Origin of the sequence: uncultured Cedecea sp. (assembly GCF_947498825.1) — a bacterium.
Lineage (GTDB): Bacteria > Pseudomonadota > Gammaproteobacteria > Enterobacterales > Enterobacteriaceae > JGM124.
The window spans coordinates 17174-42817 of the sequence record NZ_CANMLV010000003.1; the positions used below are offsets into that span (position 1 = coordinate 17174).

At 47.1% G+C, this 25644-nt stretch carries 24 protein-coding genes; 9 read left to right on the forward strand and 15 right to left on the reverse strand.

The genetic code is table 11. From position 1 onward, the window contains the following. Positions 1 to 58 precede the first annotated feature (58 nt). Positions 59 to 823 carry a helix-turn-helix transcriptional regulator gene (locus Q1A40_RS05090; RefSeq protein ID WP_299998363.1) on the forward strand — a complete coding sequence of 255 codons (765 nt, stop codon included), beginning with the start codon at positions 59 to 61 and terminating at the stop codon, positions 821 to 823. Here the strand turns inward: Q1A40_RS05090 and leuA are convergent. From leuA to Q1A40_RS05150, 12 genes are all read right to left on the reverse strand, one after another. After that, the gene (gene leuA / locus Q1A40_RS05095) at positions 810 to 2480 is read right to left on the reverse strand and encodes a 2-isopropylmalate synthase (protein WP_299998364.1); all 1671 of its coding nucleotides are present in this window, start codon (positions 2478 to 2480) and stop codon (positions 810 to 812) included. The two genes, Q1A40_RS05090 and leuA, sit on opposite strands and share 14 nt — an antisense overlap. 366 nt (positions 2481 to 2846) lie before the next feature. Continuing rightward, complete coding sequence (emrB, locus tag Q1A40_RS05100) at positions 2847 to 4382, reverse strand: multidrug efflux MFS transporter permease subunit EmrB (protein WP_299998365.1); 1536 nt, start codon at positions 4380 to 4382, stop codon at positions 2847 to 2849. 15 nt (positions 4383 to 4397) lie between these two features. Beyond that, positions 4398 to 5567, reverse strand: coding sequence for a multidrug efflux MFS transporter periplasmic adaptor subunit EmrA (gene emrA / locus Q1A40_RS05105; protein WP_299998366.1), 1170 nt, complete (start codon positions 5565 to 5567; stop codon positions 4398 to 4400). Between the two features lie 201 nt (positions 5568 to 5768). After that, entirely contained in the window at positions 5769 to 6287 is a 519-nt protein-coding gene (gene mprA / locus Q1A40_RS05110) for a transcriptional repressor MprA (RefSeq protein WP_299998367.1), read from the reverse strand. Between the two features lie 169 nt (positions 6288 to 6456). Beyond that, positions 6457 to 7635, reverse strand: a complete 1179-nt coding sequence (locus tag Q1A40_RS05115; protein WP_299998368.1) for an MFS transporter — start codon at positions 7633 to 7635, stop codon at positions 6457 to 6459. Positions 7636 to 7979: 344 nt separating this feature from the next. Next, positions 7980 to 8978 carry a glycine betaine/L-proline ABC transporter substrate-binding protein ProX gene (gene proX, locus Q1A40_RS05120; RefSeq protein WP_299998369.1) on the reverse strand — a complete coding sequence of 333 codons (999 nt, stop codon included), beginning with the start codon at positions 8976 to 8978 and terminating at the stop codon, positions 7980 to 7982. A gap of 60 nt (positions 8979 to 9038) precedes the next feature. After that, positions 9039 to 10127, reverse strand: a complete 1089-nt coding sequence (gene proW, locus Q1A40_RS05125; RefSeq protein ID WP_299998370.1) for a glycine betaine/L-proline ABC transporter permease ProW — start codon at positions 10125 to 10127, stop codon at positions 9039 to 9041. Beyond that, a complete protein-coding gene (gene proV / locus Q1A40_RS05130) occupies positions 10120 to 11322 on the reverse strand; it encodes a glycine betaine/L-proline ABC transporter ATP-binding protein ProV (protein WP_299998371.1) in 1203 nt (400 codons plus the stop codon). Before proV ends, proW begins: the two co-directional genes overlap by 8 nt. A gap of 699 nt (positions 11323 to 12021) precedes the next feature. Beyond that, positions 12022 to 12543, reverse strand: a complete 522-nt coding sequence (locus tag Q1A40_RS05135) for a rhodanese family protein (protein WP_299998372.1) — start codon at positions 12541 to 12543, stop codon at positions 12022 to 12024. A gap of 63 nt (positions 12544 to 12606) precedes the next feature. Further along, a complete protein-coding gene (locus Q1A40_RS05140) occupies positions 12607 to 13137 on the reverse strand; it encodes a DUF4865 family protein (RefSeq protein WP_299998373.1) in 531 nt (176 codons plus the stop codon). Continuing rightward, positions 13134 to 13523 carry a tautomerase family protein gene (locus Q1A40_RS05145; protein ID WP_299998374.1) on the reverse strand — a complete coding sequence of 130 codons (390 nt, stop codon included), beginning with the start codon at positions 13521 to 13523 and terminating at the stop codon, positions 13134 to 13136. The genes Q1A40_RS05140 and Q1A40_RS05145 overlap by 4 nt, the downstream gene beginning before the upstream one ends. Beyond that, on the reverse strand, positions 13523 to 13831 hold the full coding sequence (locus Q1A40_RS05150; RefSeq protein ID WP_299998375.1) for a carboxymuconolactone decarboxylase family protein: 309 nt from the start codon (positions 13829 to 13831) through the stop codon (positions 13523 to 13525). Before Q1A40_RS05150 ends, Q1A40_RS05145 begins: the two co-directional genes overlap by 1 nt. 88 nt (positions 13832 to 13919) lie before the next feature. Here Q1A40_RS05150 and Q1A40_RS05155 point away from each other — a divergent pair, with 88 nt between their 5' ends. The 6 genes from Q1A40_RS05155 to Q1A40_RS05180 all read left to right on the forward strand — a co-directional run bounded on the left by Q1A40_RS05155 (position 13920) and on the right by Q1A40_RS05180 (position 20676). Further along, positions 13920 to 14825, forward strand: a complete 906-nt coding sequence (locus tag Q1A40_RS05155) for a LysR substrate-binding domain-containing protein (protein ID WP_299998585.1) — start codon at positions 13920 to 13922, stop codon at positions 14823 to 14825. A gap of 445 nt (positions 14826 to 15270) precedes the next feature. After that, positions 15271 to 16248 carry an ABC transporter substrate-binding protein gene (locus Q1A40_RS05160; RefSeq protein ID WP_299998376.1) on the forward strand — a complete coding sequence of 326 codons (978 nt, stop codon included), beginning with the start codon at positions 15271 to 15273 and terminating at the stop codon, positions 16246 to 16248. A gap of 93 nt (positions 16249 to 16341) precedes the next feature. Continuing rightward, positions 16342 to 18054, forward strand: a complete 1713-nt coding sequence (locus Q1A40_RS05165) for an iron ABC transporter permease (RefSeq protein ID WP_299998377.1) — start codon at positions 16342 to 16344, stop codon at positions 18052 to 18054. Beyond that, the gene (locus Q1A40_RS05170; protein WP_299998378.1) at positions 18042 to 19070 is read left to right on the forward strand and encodes an ABC transporter ATP-binding protein; all 1029 of its coding nucleotides are present in this window, start codon (positions 18042 to 18044) and stop codon (positions 19068 to 19070) included. Before Q1A40_RS05165 ends, Q1A40_RS05170 begins: the two co-directional genes overlap by 13 nt. Continuing rightward, positions 19067 to 20125, forward strand: a complete 1059-nt coding sequence (locus Q1A40_RS05175) for an MBL fold metallo-hydrolase (RefSeq protein WP_299998379.1) — start codon at positions 19067 to 19069, stop codon at positions 20123 to 20125. Before Q1A40_RS05170 ends, Q1A40_RS05175 begins: the two co-directional genes overlap by 4 nt. Then, positions 20116 to 20676: a histidine phosphatase family protein gene (locus Q1A40_RS05180; RefSeq protein ID WP_299998380.1), complete on the forward strand. Its 561-nt coding sequence runs from the start codon at positions 20116 to 20118 to the stop codon at positions 20674 to 20676. Before Q1A40_RS05175 ends, Q1A40_RS05180 begins: the two co-directional genes overlap by 10 nt. 208 nt (positions 20677 to 20884) lie before the next feature. On the opposite strand, the gene Q1A40_RS05185 is transcribed toward Q1A40_RS05180, so the two are convergent. Next, positions 20885 to 21199 (reverse strand): hypothetical protein, encoded by a 315-nt coding sequence (locus tag Q1A40_RS05185; protein ID WP_299998381.1) that lies wholly within the window; start codon positions 21197 to 21199, stop codon positions 20885 to 20887. Between the two features lie 625 nt (positions 21200 to 21824). Between Q1A40_RS05185 and Q1A40_RS05190 the strand changes: the two genes are divergently transcribed. Both Q1A40_RS05190 and zinT read left to right on the forward strand, forming a co-directional pair. Continuing rightward, on the forward strand, positions 21825 to 22271 hold the full coding sequence (locus Q1A40_RS05190) for a GNAT family N-acetyltransferase (protein WP_299998382.1): 447 nt from the start codon (positions 21825 to 21827) through the stop codon (positions 22269 to 22271). Between the two features lie 254 nt (positions 22272 to 22525). Continuing rightward, entirely contained in the window at positions 22526 to 23161 is a 636-nt protein-coding gene (zinT, locus tag Q1A40_RS05195; RefSeq protein WP_299998383.1) for a metal-binding protein ZinT, read from the forward strand. A gap of 69 nt (positions 23162 to 23230) precedes the next feature. Here the strand turns inward: zinT and dcuR are convergent, their stop codons facing one another. Continuing rightward, the gene (gene dcuR, locus Q1A40_RS05200; RefSeq protein ID WP_299998384.1) at positions 23231 to 23950 is read right to left on the reverse strand and encodes a two-component system response regulator DcuR; all 720 of its coding nucleotides are present in this window, start codon (positions 23948 to 23950) and stop codon (positions 23231 to 23233) included. Beyond that, entirely contained in the window at positions 23947 to 25563 is a 1617-nt protein-coding gene (locus Q1A40_RS05205) for a sensor histidine kinase (RefSeq protein WP_299998385.1), read from the reverse strand. The genes dcuR and Q1A40_RS05205 overlap by 4 nt, the downstream gene beginning before the upstream one ends. Positions 25564 to 25644 lie beyond the last annotated feature (81 nt).

The following is a 25644-nucleotide window of genomic DNA, read 5'->3' on the forward strand; positions in this document are numbered from 1 at the left end:
CTTTTTCTCTGGTCAGTCATTATGATAATGAGACTATTTTTCATTTAATCTGCTAACCATGTCTACAGAGCTGCTGTTTGATTTTTCAACTCGCCCGATAGTGCCTTTTGCCCAAGATTATCGACATGGAGCAAAGGAACCCTGGCATAGCCATAACTGTGCGCAGCTCTTGCACACGCTTAGCGGTGTGGTGCGTGTAGAAACGGATCAGGGACATTGGGTTGTACCGCCGAGCCGGGGGGTCTGGTTACCTGCCGGTACACGTCATCGCCTGCAGGCGACCGGTGATGTGGCTGCCAGAACCTTATTTATCGATCCTTTTGCCAGAGCGGATCTGCCTTCGGTTTGCCAGGTGGTACAGATTTCGTCTTTGTTACGTGAACTGATTATTAACGTTCTGGCACTGCCGGAACGTTACAGTGCCGGTAGCAGAGAAGAGCGCATTTATGAGTTGATTCTTGATGAGATCCGGGTAATGGATACCTTACCTTTTAACTTACCGGAACCGCAATCAGAGGCGTTACTGTCACTGTGTCGTCAGATTCAGGCCCAGCCGGGTATTCGGTGGACGACGGCACAAGCGGCGCAAAAAATTGCTGTCAGTGAAAGAACCTTGTTGCGTCATTTTCAGCAGCAGACTGGACTGGCATTCAGTGAGTGGGTCAGGCGGGCACGACTGATGGAGGCTCTTAGTCTGCTGGCTCAGGGGCAGTCAGTACTCCGGGTCGCTCTCGAATTAGGTTACGAAAGTCCCGGAGCCTTTAGTGCAATGTTTCGGCGCACGCTGGGTGTATCACCCAGCGATTACTTTACGCATCAGTAGCCGGGGGAAGGGTATTAAGCAGTGCCTGTAAAGAAGCCCGTGAAATATCGTTATCGATACCCACACCCCAGCGGCTTTCACCATTAGCAAAGTTGCAGCGAATATAGGCCGCAGAACGACTCTCGCTATGCCGTCCAAGGGTATGCTCATGATAGTTATCAATCGCCAGGGCGATATTGAATCGACTTTTCAGGGCATCAGCCGCGGCGGATAACAGGCCATTTCCTTTACCTTGTAAGGTGATAACCCCTTCCGGTGTTTGAATGCGCGCGACTAACTGCAAGGTACCATCGGCGTGGCTTTCACTGCGGTAATCCAGTAACTGACGTGGGGCTGTTTGATGTGGTCCGTACAAATCACGGAACAGCTGCCACAGTGCCGTCAGCGTCATTTCATTACCATGACGGTCAGTTTGAACCTGAACATGGTAACTAAAGTCCTGCTGCAGACCGCGCGGTAATACCAGCCCATGGTTCTGTTCAAGGATCCAGGCAGCCCCACTTTTACCCGACTGACTGTTGACGCGAATAACCGCTTCATAAGTACAGCCCATATCTTCAGGATCAACCGGCAGGTAGGGCATTTCCCACAATGGAGAAGGAGATGTCTGACGTGCAGTAAAACCTTTTTTAATCGCATCCTGATGGGAACCCGAAAAAGCGGTAAAGGCTAGCTTTCCGGCATAAGGATGACGAGGATGTACAGGCAACTGGTTACATTGTTCGACACACTCGACCACACTCTTGATATCGCTGAAATCCAGTTCAGGATCGATTCCCTGACTGTAGAGATTCATCGCCAGTGTAACCAGGCAGACGTTACCGGTACGTTCACCGTTACCAAATAAGCAGCCTTCAATTCTGTCGGCACCCGCCAGAACCGCCAGTTCAGCAGCAGCAATACCACAACCTCTGTCGTTATGAGGATGAACGCTGATACACACATCGCGGCGTCTTGAGAAATGACGACAAAAATATTCGATCTGATCCGCATAGACATTCGGGGTATTGACTTCTACCGTTGCTGGCAAATTAAGGATCATTGGACGGGTTGCGGAGGGTTCCCAGATATCAGCAACGGCTTCGCAGATCTGCAGGGCAAAATCAGATTCAGTGAAACAGAAGGTTTCCGGGGAGTATTCGTAGCTCCATTCAGTATTGGGATTTGCTTCGCATAAGGCTCTGACCTGACGTGTGGCATTGACCGCCAACTGAACAATCTCTTCCTTACTCTGACGGAAGACCAGATCACGGAATAACGGAGCAGTGGCATTATAGACATGGACGGTGGCACGCTTTGCGCCTTCCAGGGCGGCGAAGGTACGATCAATCAGATCGCTGCGTGCCTGAGTCAGCACCTGAATTGTGACATCGTCCGGAATGCGTTTTTCTTCGATCAGCGTACGGACGAACTGAAAGTCAGTTTCAGATGCAGCCGGGAAAGCCACTTCAATTTCTTTGAAACCACAGGCAATTAACAGATCCCAGAAACGTAATTTACGAGCGCTATCCATAGGTTCGGCCAGAGACTGATTACCATCACGAAGATCGGTAGAAAGCCAGCGAGGAGCCTGAGTCAGAACCTTATCCGGCCATTGACGATCGGGTAATGAAATAGGGGTATGCGGGCGATATTTTTGTGATGGAACTTGTAACATGCTGACTCTCCTTAGTTAGGTCTGTCTCTATCCTGACTGAGAGCGCTGACAGATACTCACGAAAAACTGACAACATGGCGTGAGAAACCGCCATCCGTCACTAAAGTTAGCAGGAGTGGGGAGCGATATTTTGCTGATACAAATCATTTGGGCTGCCATTTTTAGCGGCAGAATCGCAGAAAATAAAACGGGAAAGCGCTCGCTTTCCCGTTTTATTCATTCTGATATTAAAGCGTTTTTATACCCAAAATAATTTGAGTTGCTTGCAGGCTTTTAGTTCAGCCCGTCGGTGAGCACAGATAAATTCTGTGATTCGGCGGGCTGAACGCAGGCAACACCCAAGCAACTTGAAGTATGACGGGTATATTAATGAGCGCCTCCACCTTTTCCTGCCCCAAACGGCGGTCTGGCAAACCACACCAAGCCTATCAGCAGAATAAAGATCCCACCAGAAAGCCAGAATATTTCGTTGGCGGAAATAATCAGCCCTTGCTCGGTTATCTGCTGCGCAATATAGCTTGAGGCTTGCTGATGAGTCATACCTAAGTTTTCTAATTGCTGGTACGTATCGATAGCGTTCTGGTTATAAGGGGTAACCGATTCTGTCAGATGAGCATGGTGCAGTGATTCACGGTTACTCCACATAGTGGTGGTGATTGAGGTACCGATAGAACCTGCAAGCGTACGCAGGAAGTTTGACAGGCTTGACGCCGCAGCCAGTCTTTCTGGCGGTAAACCGGAAAGAATTATCGCCGTCAGTGGCATAAAGAAGCAGGCTACTGCAAAACCCTGAACAAACTGCGGCCAGGCAACACCGGCAAAGTCTATTCCTGGCTCAAAGGTATAGGCGCGCCAGTAGAAGCACACGGCATAAACAATAAAGCTGAATGTCACCAAAAGACGCATATCAATCTTATGGGAGAAACGGCCAATTATCGGTGATAGCAGTACTGGAAGAAGTCCTACCGGTGCTGAAGCAAGCCCTGCCCAGGTTGCGGTATACCCGTAAACCTCCTGCAATAGCAGCGGCAGCAGGACGATGGCGCCGAAGTAAATCAGATAGGCGAGGCTGATACAGATACAGCCCACGGTGAAATTTCGCGATTTAAACAGCGATAAATCAACGATGGGGTCTTTATCGGTCAGTTCCCAAACCACCAGAAATGTCAGCGTTACCACAGCAACCGCTGCCAGCACCACAATTTCAGTGGAGCTAAACCAACTCAGTTCCTTCCCGCGGTCGAGCATGACTTGTAAGCTTCCCACCCCGATAACCAGTAATCCAAGACCAACAGCATCGATACGGCGGTGTTCGGTCTTTGTTTCACGGTCACGTAAGGTTCTTAGCGTGAGAAGTACTACAACTGCGCCAATAGGAACGTTAATAAAGAAGATCCAACCCCAGTGATAATTATCACTGATATAACCACCGAGTATAGGGCCAAAAATCGGCGCGACCACCACGGTCATTGACCATAATGCCAGGGCCAGGCTTCGTTTAGCGGGTGGATAGTTATTCAGTAATAAACTTTGAGATAACGGGATTAACGGACCAGCAACCAGCCCCTGGAGAACACGGAAAAAAATCAGCATTTCCAGGCTATTGGACATACCACATGCCCAAGAGGTAACCACAAACAGGATTATCGACCAGAGGAACAGTTTTACCTCTCCCATCCGCTTGGCCAGCCAGCCAGTGATAGGAATGGAAATAGCATTTGCGACCCCAAAAGAGGTAATAACCCAAGTTCCCTGGCTCATTGATGAGCCAAGGTTACCGGCAATAGTTGGAATCGCCACGTTAGCAATCGTGGAGTCCAGCACTTGCATAAAGGTCGCGAGTGAAAGTGCGATGGTCATAATGACCAGTGGTGCACCCTCTAGCGGCTTTCGTTGTGCCATATAGCCTCCAATTGATTAACCCGCATTGGCCTGAATAATCTGGTCGATAAGCGTATTCACTGGAGCCATATCAAGTACACGAGCATTGCTTTCGTAAACCGGGGTCGTACGAACCTGCGTTGACAGGACAGCACCCTCAGTAGATGTCGTATCCACATTGACCAGAGCAGAAAGACCAATACGCAGAGGGTGCTCTGTTATTTGCTGTTCATCGAGTTCGATGCGGACTGGCAGGCGTTGAACAACCTTGATCCAGTTACCGGTTGCGTTCTGGGCTGGCAGTAAAGAAAATGCGCTGCCGGTACCCATATCCAGACCGACAACCTTTCCGGTAAAGACGACGTTATCGCCATACATATCCGTTACCACGGTGGCTGGCTGACCTATACGTATATTGGCAAGCTGAGTTTCTTTATAGTTTGCATCAACCCACATCCCTTTAGCCGGTACAATCGCCATTAATGGCGTTGTCGGACTGATTTGTGAGCCAACCTGTACTGCACGTTGCGAAACGTATCCAGTCATTGGGCTGATAATTTGCGTACGCTGCAGTGCCATCCAGGCATCACGAACCTCGGCTGCCGCTTGCTTAATCACAGGCTGATCTTCAAGGCGTGTTCCCAGTACCATAGCCTGATTGGCATTGTATTGCTGAATAGCGACATCCAGCTCTGCCTGGGCACTGGCCACGGCATCACGGGCATGTTGTAGCTCTTCACGACCAATCAGATTCGCCTGACCTAGTGGAATGCGTCGATTTAAATCGTGTTGCGCTTTAGCCAGTGCTGTCTTTTGTAGCTCAATATTAGCCTGATATTGTTTACTGTTAATCATCAACTGGTGTATCTGACGAACACTGGAAGCCAGCTGAGTTTGTGCCTTTTCAAAGCTCTGTTCAGCATCTGCTTGATCAAGACTGACCAGGACATCCCCTTGTTTTACAAAGTCGGTATTATCTGCCCAGACTTTTGTCACACTGCCAGAGACTTGCGCCATGATTTGCACTTGGTTACCTGATACATAAGCATCGTCGGTTTCTTGATAATGTCTTAAAACTAAAAACCAATAGACGCCATAGGCCACGGCAATAGCAACAAAAAGCAAGGTTAAGAAAAGAAGAATGCCTTTACGCTTTCCTTTCTTGCTGGGTTGCTGCGGGGCATTCATCTCCGCATTTGTGCTCATGCTAATCTCCACTTATTGATAATTTTTGACGGAAACTGTCGACAGGCAGGTCACTCGATCTTATCGGACCTGTCGATATCGGTTAAAAGAACATGTGTGCTGTAAAGAGACGAATGTCGTTATACCTTTCATACTTCAAGCCGCCTGAGGGCTGGTATTCAGGCAACATTGCGTTTTTTGGGTATACATGGTCAGGGAGCATCAACCAAGATGTGATTCTTCATCCATTTGATCAAGACGAGTCAGTAGCTTACGGGTAATGGTTTCAAGCTGTGTTTGCTCATCTTTATTAAGCGATGACCAGATTTGGTGCAGGCAACTGTGTTGCGGAGGCAGTAACTGGTTTAAAAAGTCGAGCCCTTGCTTCGTTAACTGTAAATACAAACAGCGACGGTCATTATCGCTTTCATGACGTTCAATCCAGCCACGTTTTTCCAGTTCATCTGCAATACGTGTCGCATTGGTACGCGAAGAACCTAACGCATTGCTCAGTTCAGAAGGTTGGATACTGTGATTTTCCTGAGCTTCTAAAGTGATTAACGCCATGAACAAGGTTTCGTTGATCCCTTGCGCTTTCAGCATTTTATTACGATTTTCCAAAAGTTTACCGTGCATATGCATACACAGTCGTGTCAGGAGAATTTCCTGATACGGAAAATCCTTACAACGCTGCGCGCGTGTTGTAAGCATTTGTTCAATAGGGGCAAACGAACTGTCCATTTTTAATATAACCTCATTAATTTCACCCGGTATAGTAACGGCAGTTACAAATAAAGTAAATCTCCTGACTATACAAAAATATACGTTTGTATACGTTCAATTCCTTTGTTCCGCGAATTCTTCTATGAGAAATCCCTCCGGCCATTCAGAGCGGAGGGTAATAATAAAGCTAAACGGGTTGCTTATGATAACCGAGCCACCAGACCAGCAGCCCTAGTAAAGAAACGCTGGCTCCGGCAATGCAGACCCCAGTCCAGCCAGCATGCTGATAGGCTCCTGCCGAAATTAATGAACCTGCAGCCCCGCCAATAAAATAACTGGTCATATACCCGGCAGTCAGACGATTACGTGCCTCGGGCATCATATGATAAATCACACTTTGGTTGGTGATATGTACACCTTGCACAGTCAAATCGAGGATCAGTATGCCGACAATCAGGGCGATAACAGAATACTGGCCGGCAGCGGTTGCCCCCCATGACAGCAGTAATAGCAGTAGCCCGATACTGGTGGTGAGATGAGCTTTGCCTTTATCCGATAAACTGCCTGCCGGACGGGCTCCTAACGCACCTGCCGCCCCCACCAAGCCAAACAGACCAATCATTGCATCTGAATAGTTAAAAGGCGGGGAGGCGAGCAGAAATGCCATTGAAGTCCAGAGAATACTGAAATTTGCAAAGGTCAGGCAGCCTAATAAGGCGCGTGTCCGCAGTAAAGGATGACGGGTAAAGAGACTGAAAATTGACCCCAGGAGTTGCGGATAATTAAGGTGATTATCTTGCTTCACTCGTGGTAAACCGCGCCACAGGGCTAGTGCCATCAGGATCATCAGTATACTGGCAACCCAGTAGACCGTACGCCATCCTCCCAGGCTTGCAAGTAAACCAGCCACGGTTCGGGCCAGCAGAATACCCAGTAATAAGCCGCTCATAATCGTCCCCACCACCTTTCCGCGTTTTTCCGGTGCGGCCAGTGTCGCAGCCAAAGGAACGAGGATTTGTGCGACGACGGAAAAAAGCCCGGTCAGTGCAGTTCCGAGGATCATGACCCATAATGACTGACTGCTGGCAGTAAGCAGCATGCCCCCTGCAGCCAGCAATGTCATGGTGACAATCAAACGGCGACGTTCAAACATATCACCCAGCGGAACCAGGAAGAGTAAGCCTGCCGCATAGCCCAGTTGTGCAGCGGTAACAATCAGCCCAGCCTGGTTGATAGAAAGGGAAAATGCATTTGCGATAGTGTCGAGTAGGGGCTGAACATAGTAATTACTGGCCACTGCCAGCCCGGTAGCGACAGACATCAGAATGATAAGTGGAGTACTGAGTCCGGATTGATTATTTTTCATTATTAAGATGATTAACGTCAATTTGCCAAATAGATGGAGAAGAGCATACCCAATAAGCGGGTCAGAAAAAAATAGGAAGAGGTGCTAGTTTGTGCGGTTATAGTCGAATGACATATATATACCCGTCATACTTCAAGTTGCTTGGGTGTTGCCTGCGTCCAGCCCGCCGAATCACATAGTTTATCTATGCTCATCGACGGGCTGAACTGGGCGCCTACAAGCAACTCGAATTATTTTGGGTATAGAAGGGATTGGAGATATTCAGAAACACAAAATGGATAAAAAAAAGACAGGGCGTTATCGCCCTGTCTGATATATCGCGTCAGGATTTAACTCAGACTCAGTTATTTAGCGGCCAGGGCTTCATTCACCCAGCCGTCAAATTCTGCCTGGTGTGCTTTTATCCAGCCATCAACATGGTTATTGATATCGGCTTCTGAAGATTTACCGTTGTGCATCATGGAATTCTGCGCATTGATATCTGCTAAAGGTAGTTTCATGATTGCAAAGAGTTTCGCTGCTTGTGGATTCTTCTCAGCCCACTCTTTGTTTGCCGCGATATGCATGGTGCTGACCGGGAAGCCATAGTTGGCACCGTTAGGGAGTTTGGTGTCGATATCTTTCTGTACGCCAGGCAAGGAAGAGAACGGAACTTGTAACCAGACTACATCTTTACCTGGCTTCAGTACATCACTGACCCAGTAAGGTGTCCAGGTATAGTAAAGTACCGGTTTACCTTCTTTGAAGCGCGCGATGGTATCTGCCATCATCGCTGAGTAGTTACCGTGGTTAACATGCACCGTCTTTTCAAGACCGTAGGCGGTATTCTGATGATTGAGCACTGCTTCGCAGCCCCAGCCTGGCGCACAGCCAGTGAGTTCTGCCTTACCTTCACCATTTCGGGAGAAGAGCTTCGCAATTTCCGGATCTTTCAATTGCTCTATGTTGGTAATTTTATATTTATCCGCGGTTTTTTTATCGATCAAGTAACCCTGTGCAGCTCCGGAAACCAGTACGCCTTCACGGTAAAACTTTTTGTCACCACCGGCTGCGGCATACATATCGTCATGCAGAGATTGCCAGTTAACGGCAGTGAAAGTGGCATCGCCAGAAGCGATTGAGGTGTATCCGACGTTATAATCCACCTCACTAGGTTTGTTGACGGTATAGCCGAGTTTCTCAAGGGCTCTGCTTACCAGCAATGTCTGGAAGGTTTCTTCGGCAATGGTGCTTTGTACGGGTTGTACGGTGATACCTTTACCCGGCAACTCAGCTGCAAAGGTGAGGGAGCTGGTGGTAACGAGTGTGGCAAAAGCCGTGGCTAAGATAGCGGTATGTCGCATCGTTATTCCTTTTTTATGTTGTGATGGGCTGGAGAAGTGGCGCGAGGCCACCGCTCTGGCTTATTTCATGAAGGGACGGGTTAATAAACCCAATGGGCCGGTGGTATACCAGCGGCGATTGCCTTTGGAGCGTGCGTCACGACCAACAGACTGAGTTAAGCGGTCAAGGATGATGGCCAGGATAACAATTCCGACCCCTCCGACGGTAGCCAGCCCCATATCAAGGCGGCCGATACCGCGCAGTACCATCTGACCTAAGCCACCGACAGCAATCATTGATGCAATGACCACCATTGACAGAGCAAGCATCAGTGTCTGATTGACGCCAGCCATAATGGTCGGCATGGCTTGAGGGAGCTGAACTTTAAACAGCATCTGACGTGGACTGGCACCAAATGAGCGCGCAGCTTCAATCAAGTCTTCTGGTACTTGCTTAATACCAAGAATGGTCAGACGTATAATCGGCGGCAGTGCAAAAATAATGGTGACCACAACCCCCGGCACATTACCGATACCAAATAGCATGACAATAGGCACTAGGTAAACGAAGGCCGGTGTGGTTTGCATCGCATCAAGCAATGGACGGATAATCCTGGCTGCGCGGTCACTGCGCGCCAGCCAGATCCCCATAGGCAGGCCTATTATTATGCAGAAGAATAATGCCGTCAGTACCAGAGCCAGTGTCACCATCGCTTGTGACCAGGCGCCAATTGCCCCGATAGCTATCAGCGATATCAGCGTTGCGACGCCCATGCCAAAGGTCGACATCTGCCAGGCAATCAGTGCAAAAACAATGATAGCGACGACGGAGGGCATACCCAGTAGCGCTTGCTGAAAACCACTTAAAATATAATCAACAGGAACCCGTATTCCCTGAAACAATGGACGGAAATGAATAACTACCCAATCGATCCCTTCAGTGACCCAAGTATCAAGCGGGATCAGCGTTTTATGAAAAGGATCAAGAATATTGAAATGCTCTGCCGGTGCGCTGGGGGCTGATGTCAGCCAGTCACTCGAGCTTGTGGCGGCATCAGCCCCCGTTCCCGTCGCGGCATCAGTGGCAGGACTGCCCCATGCATCTTCTGCACCCGCAGTACTTTGTACTGCTTCACTACCGGTATCCCACGGATTTGCTGTATCACTCATTATTGGTTCCCTCACGATCTAAAGCCTGCAATAACACCCCTTTAGAGATAACGCCGACATACTGTTGATTTTCTCCGATAACTGGCACTGCACATGCAGACAGGCCAACATGGGAGAGTAATTCACTGAGTGACGTATCCGCAGATACCGGGGCCGGATTCTCAATAAATGCAGAATCCAGACTTTGCCCTGCAGCAAGAGCAGCTTTTAATGAATCGCCAGAAACAATACCGAGAAACTTTTGGTCACGATCGATAATATAGCCATAGTCACGGTCTGCATCCTGTAATAACTTCAGTGCAGATCGGGGACCAAAACCGGCTGTTTTACGTAGCAGACCAGCAGGATTACGACGGGCAATATCTTTCGCGCTAAATACCTGACTAATATCCACGCCACGGAAAAAGGTACGGACATAATCATTGGCCGGATTGTTAAGAATTTCATCCGGGGTACCGACCTGAATAACTTCTCCACCTTGCATAATGGCTATTCTGTCGCCGATTCGCATGGCTTCATCAAGGTCATGAGATATAAAAACAACAGTACGTTGATGCTTGGACTGTAGATTAATTAATTCATCTTGCATCTCAGCTCTAATTAATGGGTCGAGTGCAGAGAAAGCTTCATCCATCAATAATATATCTGGATTAATCGCTAATGCTCGCGCAAGGCCAACGCGTTGTCGCATACCACCAGAAAGTTCATCCGGATAAGCGTGAGCATAATTTTCCAGCCCAACCTGACGGAGCGCATCTAATGCTTTTTCCTGGCGTTCTGCTACCGGAATACCTGCCAGCTCCATACCAAATGCAGCATTATTTATTACCGTCATATGTGGCATTAAAGCAAATGACTGGAAGACCATTGCAATTTTATTTCTGCGGACTTCACGAAGCTCAGTATCAGATATTTTCGCAATATCGACACCGTCTATCAGTACTTGACCTCGGGTCGGTTCAATCAGGCGATTGAGAAGGCGAACCATGGTGGATTTTCCTGAACCGGACAACCCCATGATGACAAAAATCTCGCCTTCTTCAATGGCCAGACTGGCGTCTTTAACGCCCAGTGACAGACCTGTTTTTTCCAGCAGTTCGCTTTTCGACATTCCTTTATCAATATATTTAAATGCGCGCTGAGGATGTTCACCAAATATCTTATATAAATTCTTCACTTCTAATTTAATTGCCATGCAATAAAAATATTCCTGTGTTTTGATTTATCTATAATTATTCCTGACAAGAAATAGTGGACGCTATCTACCCTAACATATCGAAAATCTGAGACAACCCTCAATTTTGATATTATCAAATACCCGTGCGTTTAGTGTGGGTAGTAGTTCCCCGGTATCACAGGGCTGAGCGGGGATAATGGCTGTTGAATATTTTTTCATATTGCTGAATATCAGTAGTGATATTTTGTGATATCAAGCAAAAATTTGGCTGTAGAATTAGTAATAACATTAAGATAAATGGGTATCTGTATTTGCCAAATTTATAACCAATATGGAAAGGCGATTTTTCAGAATGATGTACAATATGAATATAATATGACACAAAAAAAACAGGCTTGATATGGGCCTGTTTTTTGCTATTGATGCATCCTAATAGATAGCTGATTAAAAGCATTCATTAAGCTTGCTGCGAAGTTAAATCAGCTGTCTCTTCGGCAGTAAATAGCGTTAGCAGTGGCTGATAAACATCATCCCCAGCCTGACTCTCAGCGATCAATGTTAGCGACTCAGTCCGGGCTAATGCTGCACGTTCTTTGTCTGAAAAATACTCACTTACTTTCCAGCCTGCCAGTGCATCCAGTTCAGTCAGTTCATTAGCCAGGGGAGCTTTTCTAATCCCGAATAAAGCAATAACAGAAGCCCCTCATCCTGCTATATTCATCGGTTCCATGGCATGATATTCAGTAATCGTGCCAGTCCGCAAAAACCACTGATACCTGCAAATAATAAACCCGCTCCAACGGCACCTGAAAGTAAGAAAAAGATTGGGTTAAAGCTGTATCCGAGGGCGACGCCGAGCACCACTAAGCTTCCGGCGATAATTTGTACCTGGCGCATAATGGGTAATGGCTGGGACTTATCAATAGCCAGGGTTAATCCGGTTTGTTTCCAGTTATTCAATCCACCTTCAAGGACTAATGCCTTGGCAGGCGCGGCGATTTCCGCCAGTTTTGAGGCATTTTTGGCGGTTCGTGCCCCTGACTGGCAGTGAAAAATCACCACATCATCAGCCGTTAACTTCTCCAGCCGGGCACCTTGTTCAATTGCTGAAAGGGGCAGAAGACGGGACGCAGGAATGTTTTCACGGGCATATTCATCTGCCTCACGGATATCGACTAAAAGAGCCCCCTTAGTTTGTTGCTGTTGTGCTTCAGAGGGGGAAATTGACATTATATTCATGGCGGCCTTAAGAGTAGGAAGATGTCAGTCACCGGGTAACCGTCTGTTTACCCGGAGGCTAAATCATACCGCATTTTCAGGAAGAAGGTTTTCTTCTGCGGCAAGATAACCAATACGATAATTATCCTCGCCATGCCCGGGCTCTTCAAGGAATGTGATATCCAATAGCTGCCACAGGTAAACATCCCAGCCACAAAGTTGTCCATTCATAGCAAACGAAGTGAGAGGGCTATACGGCAAGATCTGTTGCCTGGTGATGGCTAAAAATGGTTTATAGCGGACATCTTCAACCTGAGGAGTACGCAGTGCCTGCCAGGTCTTAATGAGTGGCCAGCCAAAGTCTTGCGTCAGGCGAACAAAACCGGGGCTTTGTAGAAACCGGGTCATCGCTTCAGTATTTTTCCAGACGTATAAAGGGGCATAGCGATTTTCCTTTGCGCCAAGTCGGCTATCATCCGACCGTGAAAACAGAAAGGCTTTTAGTAATAAGCCCGGAAAACCATCGAGTTTGTGGCCATTATCTTGAATACGTTGTTCGATTATCGACATATCGTAATCGGCGGGAAGCGTAAAACTGTATTGCATAATAATCATAACGCCTCCGGGCAATACATTTCGCCATTGCTGAAGCTCCAGTCCTCAGCGTGATTAAACTGAATAATCACCATGACGTCATCGGGATTAATGTCCAATGCTGAGAAAAGGCGCTGACTCAGTACAGAGTAGAGATTTTGCTTCTGCTCCATCGTCCGTAGCTTGCCTGCTGTTATCTGAAAGAGGACAAAGTTATTGCTGCGCTTACCGCTCTGATAGTGTCGGTCAAACACGCGCTGACTGTCAGGAAGTCTTTCAAAGATCTGAAAACAGTCATTTAATGGAACGGAAAACTCTTCTGTCAGACTTTGATGCAGAATGGCAGAAATGTCTTCCAGCTGAGTATCGGTGTAATGATCGCCCAGTGTGATTCGGGTAACAGGCATCAGTCGCTCTCCTCATTAAGACAACCGAGTGCAGATACTGCCGCGGGCCAGCCTGCATAGAATGCCAGATGTGTGAATAGCTCGGTAATTTCCTCGTCACTGACGCCATTCTGACGGGCAAAACTGAGGTGCCAGGGAAGCTGCTGTAACCGCCCCATTGCGGCCAGGGCTGACAGCGTTATCAGACTGCGGTCATGCGGGGAAAGTACTCGACGTGCCCAGATATCATTAAACAGTACATCGTTACTCAGTTCGGCAAGTTTTGGTGCTACTTGAGCGAGCGTTTCTTTATCGAGAATTTTTACCATGACATTGACTCCTTATTGACATAGCAGTGATACTCGCGCAATAGTTTTATCCTGAAAATCAAATTATTTAAAACGAACAGTCCCGATAATAAGGATGATTGTGAATAAACTTACCCCTGCACTGGATTTGGATGCGTTACGGAGTTTTGTGGCAGGCATTGAGTCCGGCAGCTTTGCGCAGGCGGCTTCCCGGCTTGCCCGTTCCACCTCTGCGGTCAGCTCTCAGTTGAAAAAACTTGAGGCACAGTGTGATACCGCTTTAGTGGTGAAAAAAGGTCGTCATCTACAGCTCACCGACCAGGGTGAAATATTGCTCAGTTATGCCCGACGTATGCTGGCGCTGAACGATGAAACATTGCGGGCGATGAAAGGTGAGCTGTTAACCGGTGAACTGCGCATTGGTCTGCAGGAAGATTTTGGTGAGGCGTTGATGCCTGGCATTCTGGGGCAATTCAAACGTCATTATCCGGAATTACGGATAGTTGCCAGAGTGGATCGCAATCAGGCACTGAATACCGCACTGGATAATCAATTACTGGATATGGCACTGGTATGGCAATCAGACACGCAGCTTCAGAGTGGTAAATTACTCGGTGACTGCCCGCTCTCCTGGATCCATCATCCTGATTTTAACATTTCTCCTTTACTGGAAAATGGTGAGCCCTTGCCACTGGTGATGTTTGACAGCCCCTGTTTGATGCGTTCACGTGCTACAGCATGCCTGGACAAGGCAGGAATTCCCTGGCGTGTGGTCTTTGTGAGTCAGAGTCTGAGCGGTATTTGGGCAGCAGTCCAGGCAGGGCTTGGGATAACCGTACGTACACAAATCGGCATGCCAGCGAGTTTGCGTAAGTTAACGCATCTTTTACCCGCGCCGGGTTCGGTAGGTATTTCACTTAAACAATATCAGACAAACGGTAGCTCTCACACCGCACAAATAATGCTTGCTCAGTTGATGGAAGAGGCATTATTAAAAGAACTGCCAGTTATATAAGGGGAATACAGAATCGGGAATGATGTTATCTATTCCCGATTCTGTGGCAGGTTATAATATCAGAGACTGATAACACCTTTTATCAATAATGTGATGATAATAATATCCAGCAATAACAGAATACACTGAGTATACCCGTCATACTTCAAGTTGCTTGGGCATTACTTTTGTCAATCCTGGCGAATCACATAGTTTATCTATGCTCATCGCCAGGATTGACTCTGCGCCTACAAGCAACTTGAATTATTTAGGGTATAAATATATTCAGTGGCTGAGAATATGGGTTGTTATCCTGTTTCTTTAAAGCGCTGATGTTATTCATGGTCGTCCATGCATTATAGAAAAACTTATTAAAACGTGATTTTTATCGCGCAATATTGTTTTGTCATACTTCTGTCAAATTTCCTTGTTCTGATATGCGCAACAAAACGAAAGGGGATTGACCATGAGTAAGAAAAATGCGCTTGCAGCCTTGCTGCTCACTCTTATCAGCGCATCGGCAACTGCCAAATCTACGCTGAATCTCTATACCAGCCAGTTGAATGATGATGCGCAGATGACCGTCAACGCATTTGAAAAGGCGCACCCGGACATTGAAGTAAAATGGATCCGTGACGGAACCACTAAGCTGACTGCACGCCTACAGGCCGAACTGGCTGCTGGCGCTGCCACACCGGATGTGCTGTTGCTGGCAGACAGTGTGACCATGGAATCTCTGAAGAATCAAAATCTATTAACGCCTTATAAATCTCCGCAAACGGCGCGCTTTGATAGTGCACTGTATGATAAAGACGGCTATTACGCCGGAACGAAACTGATTACCACTGGAATCGCCTACCACAGTAAAGCCCCGGTAAAACCCGAGTCATGGAATGATTTGCTCAAGCCTGAAGTTAAAAATATGACCACACTGCCAAGCCCGCTGTATTCAGGAGCGGCACAAATTCATCAGGCCGCAATCATGGACGACCCTAAACTGGGGTGGGACTATTATGAAAAATTGAAAGAAAATGGTGCTATGCCACAAAGTGGTAATGGTGCCGTAATGAGTGCGATTGCCTCTGGTAGCAAGGCCTATGGTGTGCTGGTGGACTATATGGCTATCCGTGAAAAAGCGAAGGGGGCACCGATTGAATTCGTGTTCCCAAAAGAAGGGGTGAGCGTGGTCACCGAGCCGGTTGCCATTATGAGCAATAGCAAAAATCCTGAAGCAGCCAAAGCTTTTGTCGATTTTGTGCTCTCACCTGAAGGCCAGCAACTGGTTCTTGAGCAGGGCTTTTTACCAGCGGATGCCAGCCTGCCCGTTCCGCAAGGTTTCCCACCTCGCGACAGCATTAAGCTAATGCCATTGAATGCAGCTAAAGCGCTGGCTGATACTGAAACCAATAAAAAACGTTTTGCTGACCTGTTCGGTAACCGTTAATTCCTTTCGGTATGACTGACAATCAAATAGCCAGTAATAACGGACAGACTGTTACTGGCTTTTATCGTATCTCGTTTTGGAAGTTGTTTCGTCATGACAAGTATGACTTTGCATCAGAATGCCAGTAATCACTCTATAAAGGGGCTACTCTGGTTATTATTATGCCTCGTCGCGTTACTGAGTTTATTACCCAGTTTGCGTCTGCTTCTTTCAGCTTTAGTGGATTGGCGGCAGGGTAGCGACAGCAGTTTGTGGCGAGTATTAAATAATCAGGCCACCTGGGTGGCGTTATACCACAGTATTTATACCAGTGGATTAGGTACGTTAATTTCTTTATTTCTCGGCAGTTTGTTTGCCTTTTGTCTGGCACTGACCCCTATCCGTATGAAACAAGTATGGGTCTTTTTATTTATGCTGCCAATGATGATCCCTCCTCAAGTGACAGCATTGAGCTGGCTGCAGTTATTTGGTTCCAATAGTATTTTGCTTGACAGCATTGGTCTTGCCCCTGAATTTGGTAGCGTGAATCCACTGTATTCCCCAGAAGGTATTGCGCTGTTATTGGGTATTCAACACGCACCTCTGGTCTTTCTGGCGCTGCGCACGCAACTGCAGTGTTTACCGAAGGAGCATATTGAAGCGGCGCGTCTGAACGGCGCTTCGTTGTGGCAGGTGTTTTTCGATATCGTGCTACCACTTTGCCGTACCGCACTGTGGGGAGGCGCGACGATTGCCTTTGTTTCTGCTCTGGGCAATTTTGGCATTCCGGCGATGCTCGGTATCCCTGTCTCTTACTTTGTTCTGCCTGTCTATATCTATCAGGCACTGTCCAGTTTCGGCCCGTCGATGATTAACGAAGTTGCCGCCTTGTCAGTGCTGATGGGAATTCTGGCGATTGCGATTGTGACCTTGCAGGCAAAAATGCAGCGTCGGTATGCCTTGCCATTAATTGGCATGGCGGGGCGTTCGTTAGCATTCACTTTAGGGAAATGGCGCCTGGTGGTAGAAATTATGATGGGACTGGTGTTGTTTGCCATTCTGGTTGCCCCGTTACTGGCGCTGATTGCCACCTCTCTGGTGCCGACGATGGGGGTGCCACTCAATAGCGACACTCTCACTTTCGCTGCCTGGCGCAGTGTTTTTGATGTTCAAAGCCCTGCATGGCGAGCACTCACTAACAGTATGGTGCTGTCTGTTTCTGCGGCCATGGTATTGCTGGTGCTCAGCCTGCCTCTGGCCTGGTTACTGGTGCGTTACTCCAGTCGTCCACTCCGCTGGTTACATAGCATGATAGATATACCTTACACGCTGCCGGGAGTCGTACTGGCTATCGCTTGTATTCTCTTGTTCTCTCGCCCATTACCGATTCTGGAAATAAGTCTCAGTGGAACGCTCACGATTATTTTTATTGCCTATCTGGCCCGTTTTCTCACTGTCTGTTTAAAACCCGTTCATAGCAGCATGATGCAGTTGGATCCGGCGATGGAAGAAGCGGCCAGCCTGGCGGGGGCGAATTTCTCCCAGCGTTTAACCCATATCGTATTACCACTCCTGGCACCGGCAGCCTTTGCAGGCGCGCTGCTGGTGTTTCTGACGGCGGCGAATGAACTGACCGTTTCCGCTCTGTTATGGAGCGCAGGAAAAGAAACGCTTGGGGTGGTGATATTCAGTTTGGATGAAAGCGGTAATAAGGTACTGGCATCTGCCATTTCGGTATTCGTTGTCGTATTAGTTGCATTAGTGATGTTGCTTCTGAGCGCGCTGAGTAAGTATTTACCAAAAGGAGTTATCCCATGGCAGAGCTAAAACTGGAACAGCTTAGCAAAGTATTTGGCGACCAGACCGTTGTCCGGGGTATTAATCTGACGATTCCCCAGGGAGCCTTTACTGCGTTACTTGGGCCTAGTGGCTGTGGCAAAACGACGACATTACGTATTCTGGCCGGACTTGAGGAACTCAGTGGCGGGCGTTTATTGCTGGGGGATAAGTTGCTGGCTGACAGCCAGACTCACACGCCTCCTGAATTACGTGATATGGGGATGGTATTTCAGTCTTACGCCCTGTGGCCCCATATGACTGTTGCAGAAAATGTCGGTTACCCGTTAAAACTACGTAAGGTAAAAGGGGCGGCGCGGCAAAAACAAGTTATGGATGCGCTGGATATTGTTGAACTGGGGGCCTATGCCTGCCGTTCACCCCAGGAGCTCAGTGGCGGACAACGTCAACGTGTCGCTTTAGCGCGTTGCCTGGTTTCTGAACCTAAAGTGGTATTGCTGGACGAACCTCTGGCCAACCTCGACAGGCACCTGCGAGCTACCATGGAACAAACTTTCCGAGATTTTCATCGCCGGACGGGGGCGACCTTTGTCTATGTCACCCACGATCAGGCTGAAGCGATGGCGCTGGCCAGCCATATTGCCGTGATGCACAAAGGCGAGTTAATGCAGTGGGGGGCACCTCAGGATTTATATCTGCGTCCACAAAATGCCTGGGTGGCGAGTTTTATTGGCAAGGGGAGTATCTTGTCATTAGCCACTCCCGCAGATACTCAGCACCTGGACGGTCAGCGATTACACAATAGCTTTAGTAGTCAGACTCTCTATGCAACGCAACCTGTACTGGTGCGCCCGGAACATGTTCAGGTCGCCGATAGCGGACTGAGCGCCAAAGTTGAAGGATGTATTTATCAGGGGGAGCGCTATCTGGTTGATTTGCGTCTGCCTGATGGTCAAAGACTTACCGCGTTCCACCATGCCGCTTTGCAACAGCAGCAGAATGTTTGCGTGCGCTTACATCAGGGCTGGCGTCTGGAGGCAGCATGAAAATAGAGATTATCAGTGGTCTGAATCGTAAAGCGCCAGCCGCTATTTTACTGAGCGCTGAAGGTCTGCGTATTTTGCTGGATGCGGGCGGCGAACTTGAGTCGGATAAAGCCTTATGGCAGGTTCCTGCAGATATCGATGCTGTTTTGCTCAGTCATGACCATACCGATCATATTGCCGGACTTAATCGTTTACCACGTGATGTGCCTGTTTATTGTAGCAAGGTGACGGCGCAGGCATTACCCGTGGGGCACAATGTTCAGTGTATTGATATCAGAGGACGTTTTCGTATTGGTGGGATAACGGTGACAACCGGGAGCTGTGGTCACGCCTACGGCGGTGTCTGGTTTCATCTGGATATTGCGGGGGGCGTATTTTATAGCGGTGATATCAGTATGGAGTCTGCATTGTTTCACTTTGACTCACCGCCACCCGCCCGTATTGCTCTGGTCGATGCATCCTACGGTTTATATGATATTCCTCAGCAGCAGCAACTGGACAGGTTACGCCACTATTTATTACAGCCCAGTTTATGCCCGGTTCCTCCCTCAGGTCGTGCAGTTGAACTGGCTTTGTTAAGGGTGCGTGATAATCAGGCGAATATCGCGATGGATGAGAGCTGTCGGACAATGATGGAGCAAATGTCACATCAGAACGACGGTAGTTTACAGGCAAGTGTGGTGGCTGAATTACAATCTCTGACTCAAATATTGCCGCTATTTTCTACCGAAGCGCCTTTGGTTCTGGCCTCTGATCCTGATGGTATGAGTGGCATGGCGGGGATATTACGAGAACGGAATGATTTCCATCATCGTACCTTATTTACTGGCCATCTTAATCAATACGCTCATCAGCAGTGGCTGTCAGGAGAGGTCGATTTTTGTCGCTGGAATGTCCACCCTACGCTGAGCTGTTTAAAAAAACTGGTGGCTATGCTGTCATGCCAGTACTTCGCTCCGCTGTTTACGCCGCTGAATAGCCCGGCACAATGGCAGCAGGAACTACAATGTGAAATAATCACTCACCCCACGTTTGAAATAGAACTATGTCAATAATTTGTAAGCCTTTTGTTTTTGTTCGTCACGGCGAAACCCCCTTAAATCGTGACAAGTTAATCGGCGGTAGTACCGATGTCCCACTGACTGATACAGGCAGACGACAGGCCGAACTTGCACAGCCTCTGCTGGCACGTTTTCACTGGAGTGCCATTGGCGTGAGTTCATTATTGCGTGCCCAGCAAACTGCTCAACTGGCGGTTCCGGGTGGCAGTTACCTCACACTGGATGGATTACGTGAGCGTGACTGGGGAGATTTGGAAGGTTTGCCCGGGGCGGCAATTACCCCCTATGAAGAGACGCCTCCGGGAGGAGAAAGCTGGGAAGTTTTTCTCGACAGAGTGACAACGACAGTGAATACATTATTAACGGAGTTTGAATGCCCACTGATCGTTGCCCATTCTGGCGTTTTCCGCGTGCTGAACTATTATGCTTTTGGAACGCCTTACGGTAACCGTATTGGTAATGTCGATCCGATGTGGATTTTACCCGGAAAAATTCCGCAAGAGTGGCGTATTATGCCGCTGGAACAACGAGATACCCTGCGATGATATTTATTATCATTGGGTAGACTACACCCGTTATATCCCAGGTTGCCAGAGGCAGCCTGTATCCAGCCCACTTAATCACAGATTATCTATGCTCATCGTCGGACTGAGTTTGGCGCCTGCAGGCAACTTGAATTATTCTGAATATATGTCGTTATTGCTTAGTATGATTTAAACAACCTGGTGTTATTGTCGTAAGATAAAAATACGCTTATTTGTATACCACATGCAAAAAAGCAATCTTCTTTTCTTTATCAATGGAGTCAACGTACATATATCCTTTGTCATCAGGAAGAGGGTGGGGAGTCTTGATACCCATTTTATGAATGTTGTTATAATTAACTAGCTTCTCAGGATGAACCGTTTTACTACAATTGCCAGTGATTCTATTTTTTGACTGTGTTACCTCACAACCTCCTTCAACTATTTCACCACGGAAAATAATAATCCCATTTGAATGGGCTGTTCCCATGCTGAAAATGAAAGGAAAAGTAAAAAACAATATCTTACTCATAACCTTAATCACTGTTATCTCCAGTTGTTACCGTGCCATGATCTGCAAGGTATTTATAAAAGAACGTCACTTTTACGTCATGGTTGTATCATGACCGGGACGTTAAGATCTATATGGATATTATTGTTAAGGATATAAAATTCAGTGGGTTAGTGTATTGTTCTTTCAATTTTTGTTAAGTGAGTAAAATATCGGAAAAGCATTTATTTGGTCGCCATTTTTGGTGGGATTTAAAAATGAAAATAGTTTTTATTCGTGGGGGTGTATTTAAAAAGGTTTATATATTTTTTAATTTTAAATTCTCCGGGGAATGTATCGTGTCGAGGGTTGCATATGATATTAGCACTGTTTAAAAAATGAACTCGCAGAGCACATTCTCAATCATCAGTGACGGATCAGACCGTTTATCAACAATAAAAAATGTCTGTATGCAGAGAAATATGGCTTAAACCCGTCAATAGTGCATGCAGATATATCCGGCGTATCAGTACTTTCAATGAGCATCAGTATTATGTTTGAAGTACTATCAAGCAATTGAACGAATGCACTCAAAGTAATGTGAGTTGCCGGCAAGCAACACACTGGCAGCGTGAATTATGACGGGGATCACCGATTAATCTACTTACAGGAACAGACCATGGAGACATTTACCCTTGTCAGTAATGACGAAATAACCGATGTAGACTGGTTGCAACTATCAAACCTGTTAGAACTATGTGGTTTAAATAAACGCCCGCCAGAGATTTTGCAGCGAGCCTTTGAACAAAGTCAGTTTCGCTATCTGGGGTATTATCATGGTGAACTGGTTGCCACTGCCCGGGCTATCAGCGATCTCACCTATGCTTCCTATCTGTGTGATGTCGCGGTTCATCCGTATTACCAGGGGCGTGGATGGGGTAAGTCTCTGATGGAGAAAGTGATACATGATCTTGCTCCATTGGGAAAAGTGTTCATTTATTCGGTACCGGAGAAAATGGATTTCTATCAACGCCTGGGATTTCACCCCTTGTTGACTGCAATGGTACATGTCGATGAGAAGACGCTACCTGCCTTGATAAATGCGGGCTATATTCCGCCTGTCTAAAGCCTGACGGTGGCCAGTATCCTTTGTTGCAATAACGTGTTTTTTATTATCACTCACCGATTGTCAGCCAATATAAACTGACCGGCGCTATGACGGTTCTTTGTTTGAGCTGGCTCGTAACGGCAGTTTTACCCTCTGCTTGTCGCTGTTGCTTCATCCCACCTAAAAATTTTCCTCAGCCATTAATTGTTATTTGATAACATTACCTACTGCATGTTATAACGTAACAATTACCACTAACAGGATCGTAAAGAATGAAAAAAACAGCACTTGCTCTGGGAATGTCTCTTCTGTTGTCATCGGTACAGGCATTGGCCCATGGCTCTCACGGTAAACCGCTATCGGAAGTTGAGCGTAAAGCCAGTGAAGGCATATTTGATGATAAATCCGTACAGGATCGTAAACTTTCTGACTGGGATGGCGTATGGCAGTCTGTGTACGGTTACCTGCAAGATGGCAGTTTAGATCCGGTGCTGGAGAAAAAAGCGAAAAATGGCGAGAAAAGTGTTGCTGAGTACCGTGCTTACTATGAGAAGGGCTACGCCAGTAATGTTGATATGTTGGGTATTGAAAATAATGTGATTGAATTTCATATCGGCAAAGAAACAACTTCATGCAAATATGATTATCAAGGCTATAAAATTCTACATTACGCATCAGGAAAGAAAGGGGTTCGTTACCTTTTCGCCTGTACGGATAAACAATCAGCCGCACCAAAGTTTGTGCAGTTTAGCGATCATATCATCGCTCCACGCCAGTCACAGCACTTCCATATTTATATGGGGAATGAGTCCCAGGACGCGCTGTTAAAAGAGATGGATAACTGGCCAACATTCTATCCTTACAACCTGACCAAAGAGCAGGTTGTTGATGAAATGCTGCACCATTAATCACCACTACCGCCTTCATGCGTATTGTCTGAGTGTTAATTTTAACTCAGACAACGTTGTGACAGTCGTCTACTGACAGAATTGTTTCAGTAGTTCTGTATGCTCCAGCTGGAGGCGATAGCGATAGACAGGACGTCCGGTGACACCGTAGTGAATACGGGTATAAAGAATATCAACCTTATCAAGCCAGATAAGATATTTACGGCAGGATACACGTGAGATATTCACCGACACCGCTAACTCATCAGTAGAGAACTCTTCATGCTGGTGCTCGTCAATCCAGCGACAAATCGTACGTAATGTTTGTGCCGTAAGGCCTTTTGGCAGGCGAGACGCGTCGACGGCCGCGGGATAACTACCGTGCAATAGCCTGTCGACATCAGCTTGTTGGTAATGCTTCTGACCGCCGATTAGTGCACGTTTGTCACGCCAGAGTGTAAGAGCTTCTTCAAAACGCGCAAATTGAAAGGGTTTAATCAGATAGTCGACTACACCATAGTGCAGCGACTTCTGAATTGTGTCAAAATCAGACGCAGAGGAAATCACTATCACATCAATAGATTGATTATTCTCTCGCAACATCGGAAGCAAGGATAAACCATTATCTTGCTGCATATAGACGTCCAGTAAAATCAAGTCTATTTTTTGGTCAGGTGCGTTGATGTATTCTTGCGCCTGCTTAAGCGTTGATGCTGAACCGCAGCAGGCAAATCCCGGGATCTGGCCGATATAAGCCCGGTTTAATTCTGCTACCATGGCGTCATCATCAATCACTAAGACATTAATCATATACTGTTCCTTTCACTGTCCCAGGGAAGTGTGAGCGTAAATTGGGTAAGATAGCCAGGCGTTGATTCCACTTGAATATTCCCTTGGCAGCTTTCAATTTGTTGTTTTACCAGATAGAGCCCGAGACCACGTTGCTTCCCTTTTGTGGAGAAACCTTTCTCAAAGATTAACGAGAGGCGTTCCGGTGCCATGCCCGGACCATTATCGCTGACGACGGCGGTTAACATACCGTGATGGTAATGAAGAAAGACCTCAATTTCGCCATCCTGATTGCCTTGCAAAGCATCAACTGCATTTTCCATCAGATTTCCAAGCGCGGTGATAAGAACCATGATCTGATGCTCATTGGGATTATCGGGTAGAAAGCACTCTTCATCCAGTATTAGCCGGTGGCCTGCTTCCTGTATCCGGCTGATTTTTCCGATTAAAAATCCGGCAACGATAGGTTGTCTGATCTTACTTTGCAGAGCCCCGATTTCGACTTGATAGTTATTGGCCGTCTGTAAAACGTAGGTTTCTAGTTTGTCATAGCGTTTTAGCTGTAACAGACCCAGAATAACATGCAGTTTATTCATAAATTCATGGGAACGTTCACGCAGTGCGTCAACATAGCTCACCATGCCATTAACTTGTTGAGTAAGCTGATTAATTTCGGTCTTGTCGCGAAAAGTACAAATTGCGCCTGTAATGCGCTGACGAGTATAAATGGGCATCACATTGCACAGGATTTGTTGTCCGGAAATAATGATTTCCCGATCTTGAATGGCGTTGCCGCTTTCCAGAACTTCATGAAGTATCGACATGACGGGCTGGGGAGCAATATTATTATTGGTGCTAAAATCCTCAGGCGAAAGCAGAACTTTACGTGCAGTCTGATTCATCAAAGTAATATTACCTTGCTTGCCAATAGCAATAATGCCTTCTTTCACCGACTGTAACATGGCCTGGCGTTGCTCAAAGAGTGTCGAAATTTCGTAAGGTTCAAAGCCGAACAGAATACGCTTCAGGGTATAAATCAGTAACGCACATCCGATAGTGCCAACCAGTGCACTAAATAATACCCCCCAGAGCATATTCCAGCGGCTGTGGTTTATTTGTTCATCGACTTTACTCAGTGAAATCCCCACAATGACCACACCAATTTGCTGAGAATCTGCATTATAAACTGGGGTAAAAACACGTAACGACGTGACCAGGTTACCACGGTTGATACCAACAGACTCTTTTCCTTGTAATGCCGGCTCAAGATCGTCACCAATAAAATGGTTGCCAATATGGCGTGGGTTTGGGTGTGAGTAACGAATGCCATTCATATCGGTGACCACGACAAACAGCAAATTGTTACGCTCTTTTACCTGTTCCGCGAGAGGGGCTATTATTCTGCTCCCTTCGGGAGAAACGAGCCCCTTTTTGATTATCGGCATATCAGCCAGCGTTCTGGCAACGGCAAGGCCGATGTCTTTGACACTACTACGCGTGAGATGACTGATTTGTAAGGCGTAGAGTAAATAAACCACAAACAGCACCGAACCGATAACACCGCAGAGCATCAGGATAACGGCGGTGCTTAATTTTAGAGGAGATTTCTCTTTTGGTTTCCTGAAATCTGTCATGGATATCCTGGGGCAAAACAAAAACGCATTATCACCTAAGTACTTTTTCGATTAAAGCGACATCCTTATTTGTCCTGAACC

Coding starts and splice junctions, on each gene's coding strand:
- Q1A40_RS05090 (WP_299998363.1), top strand. CDS start 59: ATGTCTACAGAGCTGCTGTTTGATTTTTCAACTCGCCCGATAGTGCCT.
- leuA (WP_299998364.1), bottom strand. CDS start 2,480: ATGTTACAAGTTCCATCACAAAAATATCGCCCGCATACCCCTATTTCA.
- emrB (WP_299998365.1), bottom strand. CDS start 4,382: ATGGCACAACGAAAGCCGCTAGAGGGTGCACCACTGGTCATTATGACC.
- emrA (WP_299998366.1), bottom strand. CDS start 5,567: ATGAGCACAAATGCGGAGATGAATGCCCCGCAGCAACCCAGCAAGAAA.
- mprA (WP_299998367.1), bottom strand. CDS start 6,287: ATGGACAGTTCGTTTGCCCCTATTGAACAAATGCTTACAACACGCGCG.
- Q1A40_RS05115 (WP_299998368.1), bottom strand. CDS start 7,635: ATGAAAAATAATCAATCCGGACTCAGTACTCCACTTATCATTCTGATG.
- proX (WP_299998369.1), bottom strand. CDS start 8,978: ATGCGACATACCGCTATCTTAGCCACGGCTTTTGCCACACTCGTTACC.
- proW (WP_299998370.1), bottom strand. CDS start 10,127: ATGAGTGATACAGCAAATCCGTGGGATACCGGTAGTGAAGCAGTACAA.
- proV (WP_299998371.1), bottom strand. CDS start 11,322: ATGGCAATTAAATTAGAAGTGAAGAATTTATATAAGATATTTGGTGAA.
- Q1A40_RS05135 (WP_299998372.1), bottom strand. CDS start 12,543: ATGAATATAATGTCAATTTCCCCCTCTGAAGCACAACAGCAACAAACT.
- Q1A40_RS05140 (WP_299998373.1), bottom strand. CDS start 13,137: ATGATTATTATGCAATACAGTTTTACGCTTCCCGCCGATTACGATATG.
- Q1A40_RS05145 (WP_299998374.1), bottom strand. CDS start 13,523: ATGCCTGTTACCCGAATCACACTGGGCGATCATTACACCGATACTCAG.
- Q1A40_RS05150 (WP_299998375.1), bottom strand. CDS start 13,831: ATGGTAAAAATTCTCGATAAAGAAACGCTCGCTCAAGTAGCACCAAAA.
- Q1A40_RS05160 (WP_299998376.1), top strand. CDS start 15,271: ATGAGTAAGAAAAATGCGCTTGCAGCCTTGCTGCTCACTCTTATCAGC.
- Q1A40_RS05165 (WP_299998377.1), top strand. CDS start 16,342: ATGACAAGTATGACTTTGCATCAGAATGCCAGTAATCACTCTATAAAG.
- Q1A40_RS05170 (WP_299998378.1), top strand. CDS start 18,042: ATGGCAGAGCTAAAACTGGAACAGCTTAGCAAAGTATTTGGCGACCAG.
- Q1A40_RS05175 (WP_299998379.1), top strand. CDS start 19,067: ATGAAAATAGAGATTATCAGTGGTCTGAATCGTAAAGCGCCAGCCGCT.
- Q1A40_RS05180 (WP_299998380.1), top strand. CDS start 20,116: ATGTCAATAATTTGTAAGCCTTTTGTTTTTGTTCGTCACGGCGAAACC.
- Q1A40_RS05190 (WP_299998382.1), top strand. CDS start 21,825: ATGGAGACATTTACCCTTGTCAGTAATGACGAAATAACCGATGTAGAC.
- zinT (WP_299998383.1), top strand. CDS start 22,526: ATGAAAAAAACAGCACTTGCTCTGGGAATGTCTCTTCTGTTGTCATCG.
- dcuR (WP_299998384.1), bottom strand. CDS start 23,950: ATGATTAATGTCTTAGTGATTGATGATGACGCCATGGTAGCAGAATTA.
- Q1A40_RS05205 (WP_299998385.1), bottom strand. CDS start 25,563: ATGACAGATTTCAGGAAACCAAAAGAGAAATCTCCTCTAAAATTAAGC.